Source organism: Candidatus Cloacimonadaceae bacterium (assembly GCA_030693415.1).
Classification (GTDB): Bacteria; Cloacimonadota; Cloacimonadia; order Cloacimonadales; family Cloacimonadaceae; genus JAUYAR01.
On sequence record JAUYAR010000112.1, the window covers coordinates 19,605 to 41,493 of the forward strand.

Below are 21,889 nucleotides of genomic sequence, written 5' to 3' on the forward strand. Positions count from 1 at the left end.
TCCGGGGGAGCCATCGCTCTTCCTCTCTGGCAAGTGCATAAATATACAGTATGTTATAAATACAATTAGAAAATCATAGGAGCAAGAAAGAAAATGAACAGGAAAAGGCTTTTCACATTGTTGATGCTGTTTGGCTTGATGCTGACAACTCTCACGGCGATCATTCCCAATGAGAACAGATCGATCCCTCTGCCAAGGGATCCGGAGCTTATGTCCGGAAAGCTAACAAACGGACTGACCTATTACATCATGGCAAACGGCAATCCAAAAAACCGCGCGGAACTGCGTCTCTTCGTCAATGCCGGCTCCGTGAACGAAGATTCCGATCAGCTCGGCTTGGCACATTTCACCGAACACATGGCTTTCAACGGCACGAAAAACTTTGCCAAAAGCGAGATGGTGGATTATCTCAGCTCCATCGGCATGGGCTATCACAGCGGGCTGAACGGGATGACCAGCTATGATTTCACCGTCTATATGTTCAAGCTGCCGACAGATGACCTGGAAAAAATGCGCAAGGGCATGCTGATCCTCTCCGACATGGCGCATCAAGTGAGTTTCGAACCCGTGGAGATCGAACGCGAACGCGGAGTCATCATCGAGGAATGGCGCCTTGGGCAAAGCGCTCAAAGCCGCATCAGCAACGCACAAAACGCAGTTCGCTTTGCCGGTTCGCGCTATGCTGAACGCTCACCCATCGGCACCTATGAGGTGCTCAGCACCTTTGATCATGATACTTTGAAACGCTATTACCGGGATTGGTATCGTCCGGACAACCAAAGCGTCGTGATCATTGGAGATTTTGATCCCTCTGCGATGCTGGCACTGGTGCAGGAATACTTTGGCAAGATTCCGGCACGGGAAAATCCCCGTCCCCTGGAACACTTTTTCGCTGAGGAAAATATTGCCCCGCAGATCGTTGTGACCGCGGATCGCGAATTTCCGATGACGATCCTGAACGTGATGTGGAAAAAACCCGTGGAACCGATGCAGTCTTTTGGGGATTATCATGATAAGCTGCGCAGCAACCTCTATTACAGCATGTTCAACACCCGTCTGGAAGAGCATAGCAAGAGTGCCGATCCGCCTTTTTCCTTTGCCTATTCCTATGATGAACCGCTGATCCGCACGCTTTCCGCCGCCACGGTTTTTGCAGTAGTGACCGAGGGAAAAACTGAAGCGGCGCTGAGAACGATCCTCGCCGAAGCGGATAGAATCGAACGCCGGGGCTTTGTGCAAAGCGAATTTGACCGTGCCAAGATCAAGACACTCCGTGCTGCCGTGCAAGCTGTTGCAGAAAAGAAAACCCGGGAATCAGACGATATGACCTGGAGTCTCTTTGGCACGCTCGCGCATGGATATGCAGCGCTCAGTCCCGAACAGGAGGAAACCCTGATCAAAAGCCTGCTGGATTCGATCACTTTGGAAGAAGTGAACGCCGTCGCCGCGCAACTGATCTCGGATAAAAACATGTTTGTCTCGCTCGCCGCGCCGGATAAGAAAAGCGCCGTCTATCCCACGGAGGCGGAACTCCTGGCGATCGTCAATTCCGTTTCCGGGTCGGAGACTGCGGAATATGCCGATCAGATTGTGGACGAACCGATCATTGCACAGATACCCACGCCCGGAAAGATCAAATCCGAAACGCTCATTCGCCGCAGCGGAGTTTCAAGATGGACACTCTCCAACGGCATCGTCGTCTATGCCAAAAAGACCAATTTCAAAAACGACGAAGTGTTGCTCACAGCCATCAGCCCCGGTGGCTATTCCCAACAACCAGAATCCGAGATTGCGGCTGGGCAAATGCTTTCCGACTATGTAATGGAAGGCGGTTTCGGCAATTTTGATTCCGTCTCGCTTAGCAAAGCTCTTGCCGGAAAGGTTGCGGACATATCGCTCTCCCTGGGACTGAATTCGGAAGGTTTCAACGCAAGCTGCTCTCCGCAGGATCTGGAACTGATGTTTCAGATGCTGCATCAATATGGCGTCAATCCGCGGTTTGAACAAAAAAGCTTCAATTCCTTTGTCCAACGCAACCGTTCGAGATATCAGGATCGCATGCTGAACCCGGAAAACGTGTTTTTCAACGAACTCAATGCCGCGTCCTACAACTATCATCCCTACAGGAAATCGACCACGGCGGAGGATATTGATCAGATCACGCTGGAACAAATGCGCGGTATGTTTACAGAGCGCTATGCCGATTTTTCTGATTTTACTTTCTTTGTGGTGGGAAATTATGATGAAGCACTGCTCAAAGACTACCTGAAAACCTACGTCGCCACCCTTCCCGCAAAGGGGAGAATGGAACGCTACAAAGACGTCGGCATGCGCACCGTCAAGGGTCATAAGGAAATCGTCTTTTACAAGGGAGAGAGCGACCGCAGCTTTGTATCGCATTTCATTAGCGGGGATTTTCGTTTCTCGGATGAGAACAGTGTAAGCATGAGCGCGCTCGTCTATGTGCTGAATGAAAAGCTGCGCGAAAACATCCGCGAACTGCGCAGCGGAGTCTATTTCATCCAAGCTTGGAACGGTTTGGACATATATCCAAAGCCTTTTTACACGCTACAGACCGTGATGGCTTGCTCGCCGGAACGGGTGGAGGAGCTCAACCTTGCCATCTTTGCCACCATGGACAGCATCCGTGCCGGCGCCTTTGACGACAAATATGTAGCCGCTGCCCGCGCCACCTTGCAAAAGAGCTATGAAGAACGCATCCGCACCAATAACTACTGGCTCTATTCGATGCAAACCAACCTCTGGAGAAAGCGCCCACTCGATGGTTTTCTCAATTTGCCGGCTCTCTATGCCAAGCTCGACAAAGCGACGATCGTTCAGGCGGCAAACCGCTATTTGAGCTTTGATAAAAATAGACTGACCATGATCATGCTGCCGGAGCAAAAAAGTGAATAGAACACTGATGACGTGATGAACCTGATCTACTTGATTTGTGATCGGGGAGGAATTGGGGGTTTGGTGACCGTGGAGACGGTTGCGGAGCGTAGCGTTGGTTGGCTGTGGACTTATACAAACTATAGAATCCTGGTCGGTAATGGGATAGATTGTTGAAAACGCTACTATGCACTTTGCAGTCACCGTGGTTTATAAACATCGTATTCAAGATGTGCGGACAGCCTGTGGAGACTTTGATAACTGTCTGACTCACATACAAATGGACGTTTCAGAAAAAAAAAAGTAAAAAAAGTGAAGTTTCTGCTTGACAAGATCACGGGGGTTGGTTATCCTGTAATTAGAATAGTAAATTATACAAAGGTATAGAGTGTAAGACAAATAACAAAAGGAGTTTACAGGAGGAAATCATGAAACTCAAGTCAATTATCATATTTATTCTAATGCTCGGAATCGTTTCGAGTAGCTACGCAGCGTGGTGGTATTCAAAAGATCAGGTGATCAGCCAATTGGCGAATGCCGGCACCGACTATCAGGTGCGGGTCATCGCCCATTATGGAGCTGGCTCCAGCATCGGTGAGAATGTCTATTTGAATAGCAACGGCCGCACAGATTTTGGTGATGTCCGTTTCTTTGAGGGCATCACACCACTGAATTATTGGATGGAATCCATGACAACCAGCTCTGTGGCAGTTTTTTGGGTAAAGCTCGCCGGCAACTTGAGCTTGGGTGCCGTCACGCTTACAATCAAGTATGGCAACCCGACGGCTACCACCACTTCCAATGGGGACAACACCTTATATTTTCTTCGATGATTTTGAACGAACAGACGGAACTCTCACCAAATGGACCAGACACAAAATAGTGGGCGTTTATCCTCGCATCGAAGGTGATTCATACCTCAGGTGCGGTGGTGGAGTAATTTCCGCTCCCTACGGTCACACTGTGCTTGGTTCTTCTGCAACCTATGCGGGTTTTTTAAACAACGCAGTGGAATATCGCTATCGAGTTTCCTCGAATGCAATCAGTGAGTTGAGCGTTCGTGGCAATTTCGCAGCAAATACCGGATACAAGGTTCGTAGCGACCAAAGAACGGGGGAAGGTCAGAGTGTTCTGAAACCCCCATACACGGCCTGGGCTTTTATTCCGGGTTCCTTGGCTGACGGTGTTGTTCCCGCCGCAAATGTTTGGTATAGGGGAACCACCACTGTTTATGGCACTGGCACGGATTTTCTGAAGCTTTACCGGGATGGTATCCTGAGGAGGACTACTACCGATTCACAGTACACATCCGCCGGTCAAATATCGCTGCAAAATCACTATGGATCATATTCAGATTATGATTGGGCGGCGGTGCGCAAATTTGCCGGATCTGAACTCACGCGCGGAAACTGGACTGTCGAGTTTACCGTCCCCGTCGAACTCACCTCTTTCACAGCCGTGCCCCACGCTCAGAACTATATCGTTCTGCATTGGGTGACGCAATCTGAGACCGATGTGATGGGCTTCTATATCTACCGCAATACGATCAATGACATCGGCACTGCTTTTCGTGTGAGCCCACTGATCACGGCAACCAACACTTCCAGCCAAACCTCCTATCAATATGAGGACAACGAGGTCACTCCCGGTATGTGGTATTATTGGCTGCAAAACATCGATTTCAACGGCAATGATGCCTTTCATGGTCCTGTCTTATGCACCTTGACTGACGGCAACAACGGTGGCTCGGTTCCCGATCTGCCATTGTTCTCCGGCATCGAGGCGATCTATCCCAATCCCTTCAATCCCAGTGCCATGATCTCTTACAATGTTTCAAGCCCTTCCGCAGTGAACGTCCACATCTACAACTCCCGCGGACAGCTCGTGCGCACGTACAACGAAGGTAACAAAGATCGCGGACGATTCAGTGTCGTCTGGAACGGTGTGGATGCATCCGGTTCCGACTGCCCCACAGGAATATATCTTATTCGCTTGACTGTCGGCAAAAACGTCTTCAGCCGCAAAGCCGCAATGGTGAAATAATACACGGAAAACTAATAGAATAGCATAGCCCGGCCTGATCGGTCGGGCTTTTTTCTGCTTGGGGAGAAAAATCATTGACGGTTTTCCACATCGCTCCAAGATGTACTAAAGATACTTTCATATTTGCGCTACTACAATAATTGGAGGTACAAAATGAAAGAAATACATGATGTGTCGAGAGTGCAAGCCTTTAGTATGGTATTGCTTACTGTCTTTGCATTGGCTATGATGCTTGCAGCATGCGTGCCGAATTTTATGCTCCGTCCCAGCACACGGGATATTGTAATGGTGGCAAGCACTACTCCCACGGTCGCCAACCCCGCCGCTACGGTCAATGCGGACAATCACTTCCTCCAAATTGATGACTTCTTTATCATGGACAACACCCTCGATGGACATGCCTGGATCTATTCCGCCATAGCCAAGATGACCCGGGAACCCAGCCCCGACACTGATAATCAAGGGCAATTTCTGAGAGGTATGGACGGGCAATCGATCTGGACAAGACACTGGGTGAGAACCCGCAAAGCCACCCGTGCCGATCTTGTAATCGGCAGGAAGGTAATCTTCCTTGATAGGTTCGATCAATATGGAAATTACCGTTCACCTATGAGCAACCAGGAAGCCCGCGCGAACTGGTGGCTGCATAGCCGCATCGTCGATCTCAGCGAACTTTTCCGAGGCGTCGTGATGGTCGGTGAGGGGATGATGGTGAACGAAAGCGCGCTCCGGGTAGTCGTGGAGTAAGCTGATATCATACGAATTTATCATGTCTGGAGACGTAATTTCCTGCATCTCCGGCTTTTTTATTGACGAAAATCGGGCATGTAGGAAACTGGATTACTATGTGAATCCGGCTCACCCGGGCAGGATTTGCAAATTCAGCAAAAATACACAGATGACAAGGGAGATATAGATATGCTTTCGACTAAGGACGCGATCCAAAAGCTCTTGGACAAAGAACAAAAGATCCTGAAGATGGGTGGAGACAAAGCGATCGAGAAACAAAAACAAGGCGGCAAACTGACCGCCCGCGAACGCCTTGACCTGCTCTTCGATCCCGGGACTTTCCGCGAGCTGGATATGTTTGTGCAGCATCGCTGCGACAATTTTGGCATGGAGAAGATCGATATCCCATCGGATGGAGTGATCACCGGACACGGCATGATCAACGGACGCCCGGTCTTTGCCTTTTCTCAGGATTTCACTTCCCGCGGCGGCAGTCTCGGTGAAATGCACGCTGCCAAGATTTGCAAGGTCATGGACATGGCTCTCAAAAGCGGAGTGCCGATCGTGGGGATCAACGATTCCGGAGGAGCCCGAATCCAGGAAGGTGTCGATGCTCTCAAAGGCTACGGAGATATCTTTTTCCGCAATTCCCGCGCCAGCGGAGTGATCCCACAGATCACCGCGATTATGGGACCCTGTGCCGGTGGAGCGGTTTATTCACCTGCCATGAACGATTTTGTCTTCATGGTCAAAAACACCAGCTTTATGTTTATCACAGGACCAGATGTTATCCGTGCGGTCACCGGTGAGGAAACCACCCAGGAAGAGCTTGGCGGCGCGATGTCCCACAACAGCAAAAGCGGAAATGCCCATTTTGCCTGTGAAAGCGACGCGGATGCCATCTCCCGGATCAAAAGCCTTTTGAGCTTTTTGCCCTCGAACAACATGGAGGACCCTCCCCGAGTAATGTCCGGTGACGATCCCTGGCGCCTTTGCCCCGAACTTGATGAGATCATACCGGACAGCCCCAAGATCAGTTATGACATGCGCGACATCATCCACAGCCTAGCGGACGGCGGATTGTTTTTCGAGCCGCATGAGTATTATGCCCAAAACTTGATCATCGGCTTTTCACGCTTGAATGGACGCGTAGTGGGCATCGTTGCCAACCAGCCGACCGTGCTTGCCGGCTGTCTCGATATCGATGCTTCGGACAAAGCCACCCGTTTCATCCGATTTTGCGATGCTTTCAACATCCCGCTCCTGACCCTTGTGGACGTGCCTGGTTATTTGCCAGGCACAGAGCAGGAATGGAACGGCATCATCCGTCACGGCGCCAAACTGCTGTGGTGCTATTCCGAAGCCACGGTACCAAAGCTCACGGTGGTCACCCGTAAAAACTATGGCGGATCATATATTGCCATGAGCAGCAGACACTTGGGCGCGGACATGGTTTTTGCCTGGCCAGGTTCCGAGATCGCTGTCATGGGTGCCCAGGGCGCAGCCAACATCATATTTCGCAAGGAAATAGCCGAAGCGGAAGACAAGGTAGCCAAGCGCGCGGAAATGATCGCCATCTATGAAGAGCAATTCAATAATCCTTATGCGGCTGCTTCCCGAGGCTATGTCGATGCCGTGATCCGTCCTTCCGAAACGCGCAAACGCCTCATCGACGCCCTCGAGATCCTTTGCACCAAGAGTGAATCTCTTCCTCCCAAAAAACACGGAAATATCCCCACATAGAGATTAGTGCCATGAAGGACAAAAAAGAGCTTGCCGCCCTCTCCGCAGTGATGGCGATGATCAATTCCGAAGCCCGCCACACCTTCGTTCCCCGCATCCCCGCGGAAGTTCCCAACCCCTGGGAAGCCTCCGGCAGACAATATACGATGCAATATCGGGACATCGTTCAACGCAGATTAATAAAAAGAAGCAGATAAAGGAGACATAAGTTTATGGACAAACACGGCATCCTTGAAATGAGCGCCATGCGCTATGAAGCCGACCGTCCCCAAGCAGCCAATCCCATAAAAATTCAAGACGTGAGCTTTCGAGACGGGCACCAATCGCTCTTTGCCACCCGCGGCAGAACCGAAGACATGCTTCGCGTGGCGAAACTCATGGACAGCGTGGGTTTCTACTCCATGGAAGTATGGGGGGGGGCCACATTCGACACCATGCACCGCTACCTCGGCGAAGACCCCTGGGAGCGCATCCGCACTCTGAAAAAGCACATCACCAAGACTCCTTTTTCGATGCTCCTCCGCGGACAAAACCTCGTGGGTTATCAGAATTATGCCGATGACATCGTGGAAGCTTTCGTCCAGTGCAGTTGCGACAACGGCATCGATATCTTCCGCGTTTTCGACGCCCTTAACGATTTTCGTAACTTCATCACCGCCGTCAAGATCATCAAGAAAAACGCCAAACATTTCCAAGGCACGATCTGCTATTCGCTCACCGAACAACGCCTCGGCGGAGAAACTTACAACACGGAGTACTTCCTGCACAAAGCCAAACAGCTCGAAGAGATGGGCGCGGACACGATCTGCATCAAAGATATGGCAGGGCTCGTGGCTCCATACGACGCTTACAATCTTGTCCGGGCGTTGAAAGAAACCGTCAAAATCCCCATTCATCTGCACACTCATTTCACCAGCGGAATGGGCGATTTGGCACTTTTCAAAGCCATCGAAGCGGGCGTTGATATCATCGATACCTGCGTCGGTCCCTATGCCTATCGCACCTCGCATAGTGCCGTGGAGCCTCTCGTTATCTCGCTTTTGGGCACAAACCGTGATACCGGATTTGATATCAAACTGCTGAACAAGATCGGCAAGGAAATGGAAAAAGACATCCCCAAATATCTGGAATTCGCTGATAACACCAAATTTAGCATCATCGATTCCGACGTCATCATCCATCAGACCCCAGGCGGAATGCTTTCCAACCTCGTCAACCAGCTTCGTCAGATGGATGCTTTGGACAAACTGGACGACGTCTTCGCGGAGATCCCCAAGGTTCGTAAAGAACTGGGACAGATACCACTTGTGACGCCCACCAGTCAGATCGTCGGCATCCAGGCAGTCAACAACGCTCTCTTTGATACCAAGGACGGCGAATATGCCCGCATCACCGAACAGGTCAAGGATCTTTGCTATGGTCTGTATGGCAAGACCACTCTGCCCATCGATCCGGAAGTGCAAAAGAAAGCACTGCAGGATTATCCTCGCGGAGAAACGCCTATCACGGTGCGCCCCGGAGACGTGATCGAGCCCGGCATGGAAAAAGTCAAAGCCGAAACCGAAGGCTTGGCTAGGAGCCTCGACGACCAGCTTATCGTGGCAATATATAACCTCACCGGCAAGAAATATCTCAAAATCAAATATGGTATTGATCCGATGCCGGAGGATATGAAAGCCAAAACCATTGAACAGGTCAAAGCTGAAGAAGAGCTTTGCCGCAAAGCAAGAGCTGGCTTACTGATGGAAAAACCCGCCAAGGACACACCCGCGAAACCAGATGATCTGCGTCAGTTCGACGTCTTTATCGATAACGATTATTATCTGGTGGAAGTTTCCGAAAAAGGCGCCCCACCGAGAGTCATCAATTCCACTCCAACTCCGCGTCCCGCAGTTGAAACACCCACCCCTATAAAATCTGCTCTCGTGCCGGAAAAGGCAAGCCCCAAAGCCGCTCCCGCGATTGCAACAGAGGGCGGAACTCCCATCCCGGCTCCCATGCCCGGCATGTTTGTCAAATACGATAAAAAAGTGGGCGACCACGTCGAAGTAGGGCAGACCCTGCTCGTTTTGGAAGCCATGAAGATGTATAACAACATCCCCAGTCCGATCAAAGGCACCGTCACCGCCACGCCTTTCTCATCCGGAGACAGCGTTGGCAAGGGCGACGCGCTGATCGTGATCAAAAAGGACTAATGGAGTATATCATGCAAACCAAAAGTCAGATCATGGACAAATCCCAAATGGAGCGCAGCATCCATCGCATGGCGCATGAGATCATCGAACAAAACCGCGGGCTTGGCAAGATTCGCCTCGTCGGCATCCGTTCCCGTGGAGTTCCTTTGGCACAAAGACTTTCGGAATATCTACGTCTGATCGAGAATCAGGAGATTCCCGTGGGGATTTTGGACATTACCCTATACCGCGATGATCTTTCCACGATCTCGCATCAGCCCGTGATCAAAGGTTCCTCGCTGGATTTTGACATCGAAGACGCCGTCATCATCCTCGTTGACGATGTGCTATTTACCGGTAGAACGGTGCGTGCCGCCATCGACGCATTGATGGATTTCGGAAGACCAAAACAGATCCAATTAGCGGTTTTGATCGATCGCGGCCATCGCGAATTGCCGATCAAGGCGGATTACGTGGGCAAAAACGTTCCCACCTCCAAGGAAGAGATCATCAAGGTGGAATTTGAGGAGACCGATGGAACAGATTCCGTCAAGATCCTTCTGGCATAAATATCAAGCGCGTTGGCTGCAAACCGGTTCGTTAGTCTGCGTCGGGCTCGATTCCGAGATCTCGAAGCTGCCTGGTTGCGTCCTGAAATCCGAAAACCCGATCTGGGAGTTTAACCGCCAGATCATCGATGCCACCGCGGAAGCCGCTTGTTGCTACAAACCCAATCTGGCGTTTTATCTCAGCGACGGAGTGCGCGGTCTGGATGCACTTTACAAAACAGTGGAGCACATCCCCAAAGAGATTCCAGTGATCCTGGATTGCAAGGTTGGGGATATCGGATCCACCATGCAGGGCTATGTCAGCGCTTTTTTCGATAAACTGGGAATCGATGCCATCACCACCAATCCGCTCATGGGCAGTGACGTCCTCACGCCTTTGCTGGAAAGGGAAAACGGCTTTGCCTTCGTGCTGGCGCTCACCTCCAATCCCTCGGCATTTGAGTTTTTCAAGTGCGCTTGCATGGCGGAGGAGATCGGTGGTTGGATCAAAGACTTTCCCAGTGATCGCATCGGAGCGGTGGTGGGAGCCACGCAGACTGGAGAGCTGAAACGCATGCGGGAATTGATGCCGGATCGCATCTTTCTCATCCCCGGAATCGGCGCTCAGGGCGGAGACCTTGATGCCGTGATGCAGTTTGCGATCGCATCCAAAGAACAACCCAATGTCCTGATCAATTCATCGAGAGGCATCATTTTCAAGGATTCCTCGCCTAACTTTGCCGAAACCGCCAAGGCGGAGACGATCAAACTAAAAAACCTGATCCTTGCCGCGCTGCGCTGATCCCCAAGGCTCTTCATATATCGATGAGACGCTCATGGGTCAGATAAACTTGAGAAAAAACATCATGGTGAGCGGATATTTCCGCATCATCGTGATGTTTGTCTCATTTCTGACCGGATGGATATCCACCCGCTTTCTGGGCGTGGAACTCAAAGGGCAATACAGCTATCTGATCACGATCAGCAGTTTCGCCTGGCTGCTGCTGGATTTTGGCATTCACAAGACCTATCCCTATTTGATCCGCAAACAAGCAGAGCGCAAGGGCATGCTCTTCACCTGGTCGATATTGCAGTTTGTCTCCGAATACATATTCATCTCCGTGCTGGGTTTGGCTTTCATACCGTTTTTCAGCGCCGTGCTCAAGTTTGATTTTACCCCCTCGATCGTGGTGTTGATTGCGGGAGCGATCTCGCTCACCAAGCTCTCATTGCACATGCAGATGTATTATCTGGGCATGGACAAGATCAGGCAAAATTCGCTCTATCAAATTGCCAACAGCTTATCCATGTTAGTTTTGGTGCTGATCGGCTGGCTGCTTTTCCGCGCTTCCGATCGCTTGATCTATGTGCTTGTCTGCTACAACCTTGCCATGTTCGTCGCCGTGATCGGCTATACGCACACTGAGATTTTGACCCGTTTCTGGAAGGGATTCAAGCTCAAATTCATCCTCATAAGCTATGGCATGGGCTTTCGGGTGTTTCTTTCCTCGGTGTTTATCACGCTCCTGATCCGTTTTGACATCGTTTTGATCAAGCGTTTTCTGGATTTTAAAGAGCTGGGCATCTATGCCGTGGCGGCGAACATTGTGGAGATGCTGCAAATGGCGGCAAACCTGGTTGGGGGCTTGCTGCTGGTAAAACTATCCGACATCGACGACGATATCCAGCGCTGGCAGATCCTGAAAAAGGTCTTCATCGCCTTTTTCGCCTTCCTCACCGTTGCCAATCTCGGCTTTGTCTTGTTGGGCAAACCATTGTTGGGCTTGATGTATGGCGTCGAATTCGTTCCCGTTTACGGAGTCTTTCTTTGGTTGATACCGGCAACCTTCGGTCTGGCATTCGGATCGCTGTTCAATACCTATCTTTGGAGCAAGGGTTTCCCTTTGGTCAGCGTGATTTTACCGCTGTTAGCGCTACTTTTAAACATCGGCTTGAACCTCGTTTTCATCCCCACATTCGGTATCAAAGGCGCCGCGCTCGCCACCAGCATCGCCTATGTATTGTGGTTTTTGCTTATTCTGCTGTATGAACAGATACTATCCAAAGGCAGGATGTTGCCGCATCTTGTCCCTCTCCTTAGGGACATCGGCGATGTGGCGCGGATGCTGCGGGAAAGCCTGCCATATCCGCTCCGCAACAAGAGGGGAGATAAATAGGCAAGGTTTCGTTGGCGGGCGTTTTTTGTTGACACGATCCCCATGCCTAAATGAAGTGCGCAGAAGTGAAATATTATTAGCCAAGGAAGAGCTTATATGCAAAAAAAGTGGAAAATCGTGATCGGCATAGCGGTCGGAATCATCGTTCTCGGTACGCTTGGACGCCAGTGTTCCAAAGCGGGACCAAAGGTCGCCGCTTTGGACGATGAATCCCAGACCCACACAGTCGCCCGTGGTCAGATCCTTTCGCAGATCGAGATCACGGGAGAAGTGCAGCCCCAGACCGTGGTTTCGATCAAGAGTAAGGTCTCCGGCAAGATCGTCAAATTCTATGTCGGTGAAAACGACTATGTTTCAATGGGACAAAAGATTGCCGATATCGAACCGGATTATACTCAGGCAAACACGCTCTTCAACACCAAGGCGCAGCTTCAAAAAGCGGAGATTCGCCTCGCCAATGCCCGCAAAGATATGGCGGACAAGACGATACTCTTGAGCAAGCAATATATACCCCAGCAGGAATATAACAACGCGGAAAATGAACTCAAAGCCGCGAAGATCGATTTTGAACAAGCCGCCTCACAGTATGAAATGATTCGCGAGCTCGATGTTCCCGGAAAAGTTACGTATGTGTTTGCCACCGCCGCGGGTATGGTGATCGAGCGCAAGATCAACGTAGGCGAGATGGTTCAATCCAGCATCAACACCTATGGCGAGGGCACTGTGTTGATGAAGATCGCCGATCTGACCAGGATGATCGTCAAGAGCAATATCAACGAAGTGGACATCGCCAAATTTACCCTCCATCAAGAGGCGAAGATCAAGCTGGACGCCCTTCCCTACGAGAGTTTTGAGGGCAGAATCATCAAGATCGCCCCATCCGCCATCACTGAAAACAATGCCAAGGTCTTCCCCGTGGAAATCAGCATCAACGCCGGAGGAGAAAAGGTCAAACCCGGTATGACGGCAGCAGTCAACATCATTGGAGATTCCCGCGAGGACGTGCTGATCATCCCAATACGTGCGGTCTTCAGCGACGACAAGAATCAAGACATCGTCTATATGATGACTGGAAGCACTGCCAAAGCGGGAGAAAAAGACCCCAAAACCAAGACGCAAAGCGCCACGCCGCTTGCGACTCCGGTCAAGCTCGGCGCCAATGACATGCAGATGGTGGAAGTGGTCTCGGGGCTCAAAGAAGGGGACAAAATCTCCCTCACCGAGCCGCAGACGAAGCCAAACGTGCAGATCATGGCACGCTGAGCACCTGCATGGAAGACATTGATAATCAATAATATAAAATAATCCATCGAAACACAGGAGATTTGATGATAGAGATCAAAAACTTAATCCGCGATTTTGGATCACTGCGCGCGGTGAATGGCATCAGCTTTGCAGTGGGAACCGGCGAGATCGTGGGTTTCCTCGGTCCAAACGGTGCCGGAAAGACCACCACGATGCGTATGATGGTTGGCTATCTTCAACCCACGCAAGGTATTATCGAGCTGGATGGGCGCAGCATTTTTGAAAATCCGATGGCTACCAGTGCCCGCATCGGTTATCTCGCTGAACACAATCCACTTTACAACGAAATGACTGTGGGAGAGTTTCTTGGCTATATTGGCAAGCTGCGCAGTATGAACTCCGTGGAGCTATCCCAAAGAATGCAGTATGTGATCCAGAAATGCGGGCTTACGACCGTCGTGAAACAAAGCATTGGCACGCTTTCCAAGGGTTTCAGACAACGCACCGGGCTCGCACAAGCGATCCTGCACGATCCCGATGTGCTCATTATGGATGAACCGACCAGCGGGCTCGACCCCAATCAAATCATTGAGATCAGAGAACTTATCCGCGAACTCGGCACCCACAAAACTGTGATCCTCTCCAGCCACATCATGCAGGAAGTGCAAGCGCTCTGCGACCGCGTGATCATCATCAACAAAGGAAAGATCGTGATAGACGACCTCAAGGACAATCTTTCCTCCTACATGGGTTCATTCAATCATCTCTATCTGGAGATCGAAGCGGAAGAACCGGATTTCAGCGCTTTCCTTGCGGACAAGGAAGACGTCGAGATTGCGGGACAGACTTCCGCGCAAGGAATTACGAAGCTGGAGTTTCTCACTCCGGCGGAGCTTGATCTGCGCAGGGAACTCTCCGCCTACGTTGTTTCCCAAGGCTGGAATCTGCTTTCCATGTATGTCGAAAAGCAAAGCCTGGAGGAAATATTCCACGTCCTCACCATGGAAAGCGAGGAAGAGGAGCCGGAGTTTGAGGAAGTTGACGAGAGTGAAGAAGTTGCAGCAGAAACCAAGCTGCCGGACACGGAAAATACTGAGGAGGATCGATGAATACGATCATCACCATAGCCAGAAAGGAGTTTCAGCTTGCGCTGCGCTCTGTGACCACCTACATCGTGTTTGTGCTCTTTCTCGTTGCCACCGGTCTCTATTTTTCTAGCACGGTCTTCAAGGTCGGGCTTGCGGAACTGCGCGGCGTCTTTGGCATCATGCACGTCATCATGCTTTTCTATATTCCGGCGATCACCATGGGTTTGATCTCTCGTGAACGCAGCAATGGAACTCTTGAGCTGCTCTCCACCCTACCGATCCGGCTGGGAGGCATCGTCTGGGGTAAGTTTCTCGGAGCGGTGATGCTGCTCAAAACCGTGCTGTTCTTTACTTTGGTCTATCTGGGACTGATCTCCTGGTTCGGTTATGGCATCGATTATGGAGCGGTCTTTTGCGGCTACTTCGGGTTGATCCTTGCAGGCTCTGCCTACATCTCCATCGGCATATTTGCCAGCAGTATATCCGCCAACCAAGTGCTCTCTTTCATCATCGCCCTCGCGATCTCCAGTGCGTTTTATCTGATTCGTTTCATAGCGGATTTTATGCCCTTCAGGCTGATCCGATTTGTAGAATACTTTGGTTTTGACTATCACTTGCAGAACTTTCTGCGAGGAGTGATCGACAGCCGGGACATCCTTTTCTTTGCCGCAGTGATGGTCATCTTCAACTTGCTTGCGGAGCTTAACCTCCAATCCCACAATATGATGCAGGAGCGGTAAGATGGCAGCTATCCAAAGCAAACAAATCCTCAGCGGCTATCTGATCAAGATCGCCATCGTCGTGATGCTCCTCGTGGTAGGCTCATACCTCTATCTACGCATCGACATCAGCAAAGGCAAGGCATATTCGATCGGTTCCCACAGTCGGGAAACGGTCTCGTCCCTCAAAGACAACATGGTCGTCAAGATTTATGCCTCAAAAGAACTACCCGGCGGGTTCGGAAACCTGAACCGGTATCTGAAGGACATCCTTGCCGATTACAAACGCGCCGGTGGTGGCAAGTTTCAATATGAATACGTCAAAACCGTTAGTCAGGATGAGCTTCGCGAAGAAGCGATGAAGAACCGCGTCCAACCGATCGCCTATCAGATGTATGAAAACGACCAGATCGTCACCAAGGAAGTGATCTTTGGCGTCGTCTTTGAATTGATGGGAAAGTTTGAGGTCTTGCAACTGTTTCCAGGAATGGAAGCCAAGCTCGAATACGAGATCACCAAACGCATCCAGCACCTGGACGGAAACCTGCTTCCGGAGATAATCGTGGCGCAGGATTCACTCTACAAATACTATCCCACGCGCATCTTCGGTAGTGAACTGAACGCAAACTATCTCACCCGCGTCACCGAGCTCGATTCCATTCCTTCGAACAAGGAAGTGATGCTCTTCACCGGAACCACCGAATCGCTCTCGCAAACACGGCTTTACAACCTTGATCAATTTCTCATGCGCGGCGGAAAACTCGTCATGCTTCAGGATCGGGTGGATAGCAATGAGCGCGCTGCCTTCACCTTTGATTCCAACCTCTTTTCGCTCTTGGAACACTATGGCATCCTCATCCATCCCAATCTGGTGCTGGATCGCGTTTGCGACGAACGCCGGGGGCGCGGCATGGGTCAGTCTATTCCATATCCCATCTATCCGGTGGTGCGTGGAGGTGATAAATCCAAAATTACCAAGAACATGGACAACATCGTCCTCTATCTGGCATCGGAGATAGCGTTGCTCGATAGCGTCAACCTCAAGATGGAAAAGATATTGCAGACCTCAGCCAATTCAGGCACTATGCTGGGACCGGTGTTTGAAGTGGAGAGTATCATATTCGCACCCCAAGGAGCAGCTTTTCTGAACCAGCCTCCCAAAACCGTAGGCGCCCATTTCAAAGGCAAGCTGACCAGCTATTTTTCCAAGAACCCGGAGCTGTGGGCAAAAGACCACATCAATGCAACGGATAAAGCGGAAATCATCATCTTCAGCGACCGCGAACTCTTTATGGATCCCGACAAAGCTGAATACATGGACCGCAGCTTCATCGTTCTAAACGCGATTGATCACTTTCTGAACCGCGATTCCATGATCAAGATCCGCTCCCGCAATTTGCAGACCAGCATCCTCAGCATCCCCTTGTATATGAGTCAACTCAAAGATCTGCCTGCCGAACCGGCTGCTGCGGAACAGAGCATCAAGCTCGCATTCAGACTGATCGGCATCATCCTTCCCTCGCTGATGCTCATCGTTCTGGGCTTGGTCGTGTTTCTGATTCACCGAGCAAGGGATTTACGATGAAAAAGCGCAATCTTCTCCTGCTCATCGTGCTCGCAGTATTGATCGGCGCCTTTTTTCTGCTGCGTCGGCAAAGCCCCACCGAAAGAAACTATCGTATCTTCGATGCCGATTCACTCAAGATCGCTTCCATCGAGATCAGGGATTCCGAGGATGCCATCACGATGAAACTCATTGACGGAAAGTGGAGAATCACCGATCCCATCAAGTGGGACGTGAATACTGACCCTCTCAATAACTTTTGGAACACCGTGTTGAACGCCACCTATTCCCGCACCGAGATGAGCGAGGATCCAGATGCTGTTTCCAGATACAAACTCGAAGCAGATAACGCGCTGCAGGTAAAGGTACTAGACACACGAGGCAAGCTCGTCGCTCATGTATATTTCGGCAATATCGGCAATCCCTACGATTATTTCCGTTTCCAGGGCAGCGGCAAGATCTATCAGGTGCGCCAAAACATCAGCCTGATGTTCAATGCCCAGCTCAAAACCTGGCGCTCGCCATCGCTGCTCAGCATCGCTTTTGACAAACTGGACAAGATCGAGATCAAGCATCCGAAAAACAGCTATGTGCTCACCAGGAAAGGCGAAGACTGGCACTTTAAAGACAAGCTTGAGGAGTTTAAAATCCCGGCATACAATGCCGCCATGGGCAAGATACTGAACGTCCTGGAACGCCTTGACGCCTATACATACCATGACAAGGATACCGATCGCTTCAAAGCTCTGCTGGAAAATCCCGAAGGCGACGTGACGCTAACCCTCACGGACAAAAGCACCCGCCGCCTCACCTTCATCAAATCCGGCGAGGAATATCTGATGATGCTGGACGGTGATGAAAGCATCTATTATGTGATGTCCTTCGACACCATCCATCGCTTTATCCGCAATGCCGCGATATTTCGCATTCTCGAATGGGGACAGGAACTTCAGTGACGTGGAAGCCAAGGTTATTCGCTGTCAAAAGCTTACGCAGGCAGTATTTGAACGGATAACCCATATTTGGCATGAAACCGGGATCGGCAATCCCGACCGCGCGGATAGCTTTGCTGCAATCCAGGACAATCTCGACCACGGCGGCTTGCTGTTGCTTGCTGAAATAGGCGATGACGTCATCGGAACAATCTGGCTGAGCCACGATTTTCGCAGGCTCTATATCCATCACATGGCGGTTTTGCCCGCTCTCCAGAACAGGGGAGTAGGCAAATCGCTACTGCAGGAGGCGCTTGCCATCGCCAAAGATCTTGGCTATCAGGCAAAACTCGAAGTCCACAAGGACAATGCCGCCGCCCGGCATCTCTATCAAAACCTCGGTTTTGAAGATCTGGAGGGATATATCACGATGATCATCCGCCGGGTTTAGGGATCAAGCTCAATATAAACAGACGCTTATCAGTCTCCAAAATCGAGACTGCTCGAAATCTCCCACGACACTTTCCTGCATTTGTAGGTTTCATCAAGAAATAGTGGTCTTTACTATTACCGGTTGTTGTTTTCGCTGTAGCGCAGGATGCCGATCCTGCGAAGGGGAAAATCTATCAAACATTACAACGCTTTCAGTTTTTGCTTTTGCATTCTGCTATGGCTTTTCGCCTGCCGTTTTGCGCTTTCGTTTTCAGTTTTGACTTTAATATAAGCCCTACGTAAGATATATCGCTACCCGCTGATGATAAAGGGCTTATATTGGGTTAAAACCAGAATTACGGATATGGAAGATGCTGAGATGCCAGCTCCAAGCCCTTCATTTTCAAGCTGCCGCGCACGAACCGACGGGGACGTCGGTAATTCCATATTAACGCCTCAATTTAGCTGAAACTTCGCTTATTTAGCAAGCAAACTGATCAGGTTTAATGAAGGAATAGTTGAACCGTCTCCATCATCAATATCCAGCGCAGGTTATAGCGTTGAACTCCCCCGCCGATAATTTTCTTGACATTTATAGCGGACATTGTAATCTGCACGCTTATGATGCAATAAAGTAAGTAAAGGAGTTCATTATGAAGAAGTTGGCATACTTTGCCGTGCTGTTTATCGTAGCAGCCTTTCTCTTTACGTCCTGCGAAAAAACCACAAAACCGGAGGACACACCCAACGTCGTAAAAGAAACCACCATCATTCTCAGCGATGCCGTTTCCGGGCAATGTCAAGATGGGGGATGGGGGGTCATCATCCTGCCATCCGTTCCTGTGACCCAAGCCCTGATCATAGGAAACATCATTGTCAGCAAACCCACAACTCAATTTCCGAATGGATTTCTACGCCGCGTCACTCAAGTGAACGTGAACCAGCAGAATGTTTCCGTCACCACTGTTTCGGCAGCACTCACCCAAGCGCTGCAATCCGGATACGTCGGATTCAACCATGTCTTGAATCCTTCGAAACTAAAATCCACCCAAGCCGCCATCCCGGGTGTAAAACTGACGGAGGGCGCTCGCGGCAATTTCCAGTTTGAGATCGACACTGTTCTTTATGACGCTGATGGAAACGCGGGCACAACCAACGACCAGGTGGTCTTTTCCGGAACCGCCGATCTGGATATCACCCTCAAAGGATATATTCAGATCCAAAACAACCAGCTCAAGCAGATGCGGTTCACGGCAGATCAGACCTTCCAGGTCAACGCCGCGGTCTCAAACAGCGTCAGTTTCTTCAACGTCAATCAGGAAGTCACTATCTTTTCACAGTCATTTCAACCCTTCATCGTCTTTTTTGGCGTTTTCCCGGTGGTGCTCACTCCCGTGCTGGATGTGAAGATCAACCTTGCCGGAAATGCCACTGCGACCCTCAATATCGGCTATCAATACACAAACTCTTGCTCCGCCGGAATGCTCTATAAAAACCAGCAATGGACTCCGGTGCAAGCCATTACGGAAAGCGCCACCTCAAACATCACCGATCCGCTTGCCTTCAACGTGAGCTACAAAGCCTCGCTCAAACCGGAGATGTCTGTCATGTTATATGGCATCGTCGGTCCTTCCATCAGCGTAGGCGCCTTTGGTGAAATGATCGTCAACCCCGCGGTGCAAAACTGGTGGCAGCTATGGGCAGGATTCTTTGGCCAAGCCGGTATCAACATCACGGTAATCGACAATCTGTTCACCCGCCTGGGTCCATGGGAGTTATTTAATACCCGCTTCCTCGTCAAACAAGCCGCTAATCCGATTCAGGGCTACCTCGTGGGACAGGTCAAGGACGCCATTCTCAACCAGGGGCTGGAGGGAGTCTCCGTCAAAGTCTATCTGAATAACACGCTCAAAGCAAATGGTACGACCAATTCCTCCGGCGAGTTTTCCATCCTCGTAAATTCAGGATCGGACTATCGCGTCCTCTTTGAAAAGACCGGATATCACTCCGTGAACTATTACAACGTCACCATTCAGGGCAGCCAAAACACCGTCCTGCAGACGATTATGCAGATCGATGCAAGCTATACCGGCACCGGTGTCGTGAACGGATATGTCTATAACGCCCTCAACGGAAACATCGTTCCTGCCGTCACTCTGAAGTTCAGAGCCGGTATGAACACCCAGAGCGGATCCGTGATCCAAACCACCGAGACGGGATCAGACGGTGCATATACCATCAGTACTCTCACTACCGGTCACTATACCGTTGAAGCTAACAAGGCGGAGTTTGTGACTACCTTTTTCAGCATCTACTGCATTGGTGGACAGACACTGAACGGGCAGAACGGAGTCATCACTCCGATCCTCGATGCTTCAGAGATCCGGGTTGTCCTCACCTGGGGCAGCTCTCCCTCTGATCTGGATTCCCATCTCACCGGTCCCAACCCCGCTGGCGGACGGTTCCACGTCTATTATGGAGATGATGACTTCTATTACGGAGACATTGTCTATGCAAGCCTCGATTATGACGATACCAGCTCCTTCGGACCGGAAACCATCACCATCTATAACCAGACCGGCGGACTCTACCGCTATAGCGTGCATGACTACTCAAACCGCTATAGCACCACGAGTTATGCATTAAGCAACAGCAACGCCACAGTACGCGTCTATTTTGGCAGCAACCTGGTGCAGACCTTCTATGTGCCCTCAAACACCATCGGCACGCTCTGGACTGTCTTTGAACTCTATGATAACCAGATCATACCCAAAAACATGATGACTAACGAGAGCAGCCCCAGCGGCGTCACAAAAGGCATGGTCACCGATGGAGATTTGCTTCTGAATCTTCCGCAAAAGGACTGATACTCCACTAATGTGGATATTACGATAACCCACAAAGCCTTCCGGATCCGGAAGGCTTTGTTTTTTTTATAGACTTGAGACAGTGTCCGGAGACTGTTGAAGAAATCCGAACTAAGCGCAAATCAGTTACTGTCATGCCCTCGGAGGAGGGCATCCACCATATATAGTTCTTCCTATATACTCGCAGAGACTGTTGAATAATGGGTAGCACTGGCTTCAGCCGGTCGTCTTGCCGGATTCATCCGGCAATTATCTTGGCTGCGGGGCTTTGTGAATATGTTCAATGTCAATGAGCCAAAGCGTATACTTCGCACCGGCTAAAACCAGTGATACGGCTATGTGCAACGGTCTTTTGCAGTTCTTGCAGATAGAGCAACATCACGGCATTATCCCAACCCAAGTTTCGCACGAAATTGGTCAAATTTGCAATTTTGTGCTCGTAAGTCATTGATAAATAGACAGCGCGCTTCCCAAAAACAGCAAAAAATAACCAAAACGGCAACCATAATAAATCTTGACATATATTTGGCTCTCAATAACCTGACGTCATGTTTTTAAGAAAGAAAGTTTCAACGAACCCAAGTAACGGTAAGGTATATACTTACTACCAGTTAGTCGAGTCTAGAAAGATCGAGAAAGGATCGCGCAGTTTTGTCATATTGTATTTAGGCTCTCTGGATATCAGCAGAGATGAGCAGAAGATTATCAGTTCGTTATTGAATCATCGCATTGC

Annotated in this window: 18 protein-coding genes; all 18 read left to right on the forward strand. The window is 50.3% G+C overall.

Annotation, left to right across the window (positions count from 1 at the left end; all coding sequences use genetic code 11):
• The first annotated feature begins 93 nt into the window (after positions 1 to 93).
• On the forward strand, positions 94 to 2,916 hold the full coding sequence (locus tag Q8M98_06925) for an insulinase family protein (protein MDP3114493.1): 2,823 nt from the start codon (positions 94 to 96) through the stop codon (positions 2,914 to 2,916).
• A gap of 407 nt (positions 2,917 to 3,323) precedes the next feature.
• On the forward strand, positions 3,324 to 3,728 hold the full coding sequence (locus Q8M98_06930; GenBank protein ID MDP3114494.1) for a DUF2341 domain-containing protein: 405 nt from the start codon (positions 3,324 to 3,326) through the stop codon (positions 3,726 to 3,728).
• A 49-nt stretch (positions 3,729 to 3,777) separates the two neighbouring features.
• Positions 3,778 to 4,938: a FlgD immunoglobulin-like domain containing protein gene (locus Q8M98_06935; GenBank protein ID MDP3114495.1), complete on the forward strand. Its 1,161-nt coding sequence runs from the start codon at positions 3,778 to 3,780 to the stop codon at positions 4,936 to 4,938.
• Positions 4,939 to 5,091: 153 nt separating this feature from the next.
• On the forward strand, positions 5,092 to 5,685 hold the full coding sequence (locus Q8M98_06940; protein ID MDP3114496.1) for a hypothetical protein: 594 nt from the start codon (positions 5,092 to 5,094) through the stop codon (positions 5,683 to 5,685).
• A gap of 171 nt (positions 5,686 to 5,856) precedes the next feature.
• Positions 5,857 to 7,410: a carboxyl transferase domain-containing protein gene (locus tag Q8M98_06945; protein MDP3114497.1), complete on the forward strand. Its 1,554-nt coding sequence runs from the start codon at positions 5,857 to 5,859 to the stop codon at positions 7,408 to 7,410.
• Positions 7,411 to 7,421: 11 nt separating this feature from the next.
• Positions 7,422 to 7,607: a hypothetical protein gene (locus Q8M98_06950; GenBank protein ID MDP3114498.1), complete on the forward strand. Its 186-nt coding sequence runs from the start codon at positions 7,422 to 7,424 to the stop codon at positions 7,605 to 7,607.
• A gap of 15 nt (positions 7,608 to 7,622) precedes the next feature.
• Positions 7,623 to 9,605: a pyruvate carboxylase subunit B gene (locus tag Q8M98_06955; GenBank protein ID MDP3114499.1), complete on the forward strand. Its 1,983-nt coding sequence runs from the start codon at positions 7,623 to 7,625 to the stop codon at positions 9,603 to 9,605.
• An 11-nt stretch (positions 9,606 to 9,616) separates the two neighbouring features.
• On the forward strand, positions 9,617 to 10,153 hold the full coding sequence (pyrR, locus tag Q8M98_06960; protein MDP3114500.1) for a bifunctional pyr operon transcriptional regulator/uracil phosphoribosyltransferase PyrR: 537 nt from the start codon (positions 9,617 to 9,619) through the stop codon (positions 10,151 to 10,153).
• Positions 10,119 to 10,934: an orotidine-5'-phosphate decarboxylase gene (gene pyrF / locus Q8M98_06965; GenBank protein MDP3114501.1), complete on the forward strand. Its 816-nt coding sequence runs from the start codon at positions 10,119 to 10,121 to the stop codon at positions 10,932 to 10,934. The genes pyrR and pyrF overlap by 35 nt, the downstream gene beginning before the upstream one ends.
• 34 nt (positions 10,935 to 10,968) lie before the next feature.
• Positions 10,969 to 12,309, forward strand: coding sequence for an oligosaccharide flippase family protein (locus tag Q8M98_06970; protein ID MDP3114502.1), 1,341 nt, complete (start codon positions 10,969 to 10,971; stop codon positions 12,307 to 12,309).
• Between the two features lie 96 nt (positions 12,310 to 12,405).
• Entirely contained in the window at positions 12,406 to 13,572 is a 1,167-nt protein-coding gene (locus Q8M98_06975; GenBank protein ID MDP3114503.1) for an efflux RND transporter periplasmic adaptor subunit, read from the forward strand.
• A gap of 65 nt (positions 13,573 to 13,637) precedes the next feature.
• Complete coding sequence (locus Q8M98_06980) at positions 13,638 to 14,663, forward strand: ATP-binding cassette domain-containing protein (protein MDP3114504.1); 1,026 nt, start codon at positions 13,638 to 13,640, stop codon at positions 14,661 to 14,663.
• A complete protein-coding gene (locus Q8M98_06985) occupies positions 14,660 to 15,382 on the forward strand; it encodes an ABC transporter permease subunit (GenBank protein MDP3114505.1) in 723 nt (240 codons plus the stop codon). Before Q8M98_06980 ends, Q8M98_06985 begins: the two co-directional genes overlap by 4 nt.
• Position 15,383: 1 nt before the next feature.
• Positions 15,384 to 16,946 carry a Gldg family protein gene (locus Q8M98_06990; GenBank protein MDP3114506.1) on the forward strand — a complete coding sequence of 521 codons (1,563 nt, stop codon included), beginning with the start codon at positions 15,384 to 15,386 and terminating at the stop codon, positions 16,944 to 16,946.
• A complete protein-coding gene (locus Q8M98_06995) occupies positions 16,943 to 17,881 on the forward strand; it encodes a DUF4340 domain-containing protein (GenBank protein MDP3114507.1) in 939 nt (312 codons plus the stop codon). Before Q8M98_06990 ends, Q8M98_06995 begins: the two co-directional genes overlap by 4 nt.
• A gap of 1 nt (position 17,882) precedes the next feature.
• Entirely contained in the window at positions 17,883 to 18,308 is a 426-nt protein-coding gene (locus Q8M98_07000; protein ID MDP3114508.1) for a GNAT family N-acetyltransferase, read from the forward strand.
• Between the two features lie 634 nt (positions 18,309 to 18,942).
• Entirely contained in the window at positions 18,943 to 21,156 is a 2,214-nt protein-coding gene (locus Q8M98_07005) for a carboxypeptidase regulatory-like domain-containing protein (GenBank protein MDP3114509.1), read from the forward strand.
• A 548-nt stretch (positions 21,157 to 21,704) separates the two neighbouring features.
• On the forward strand, positions 21,705 to 21,889 hold a 185-nt coding region (locus tag Q8M98_07010), incomplete at its 3' end, for a hypothetical protein (protein MDP3114510.1).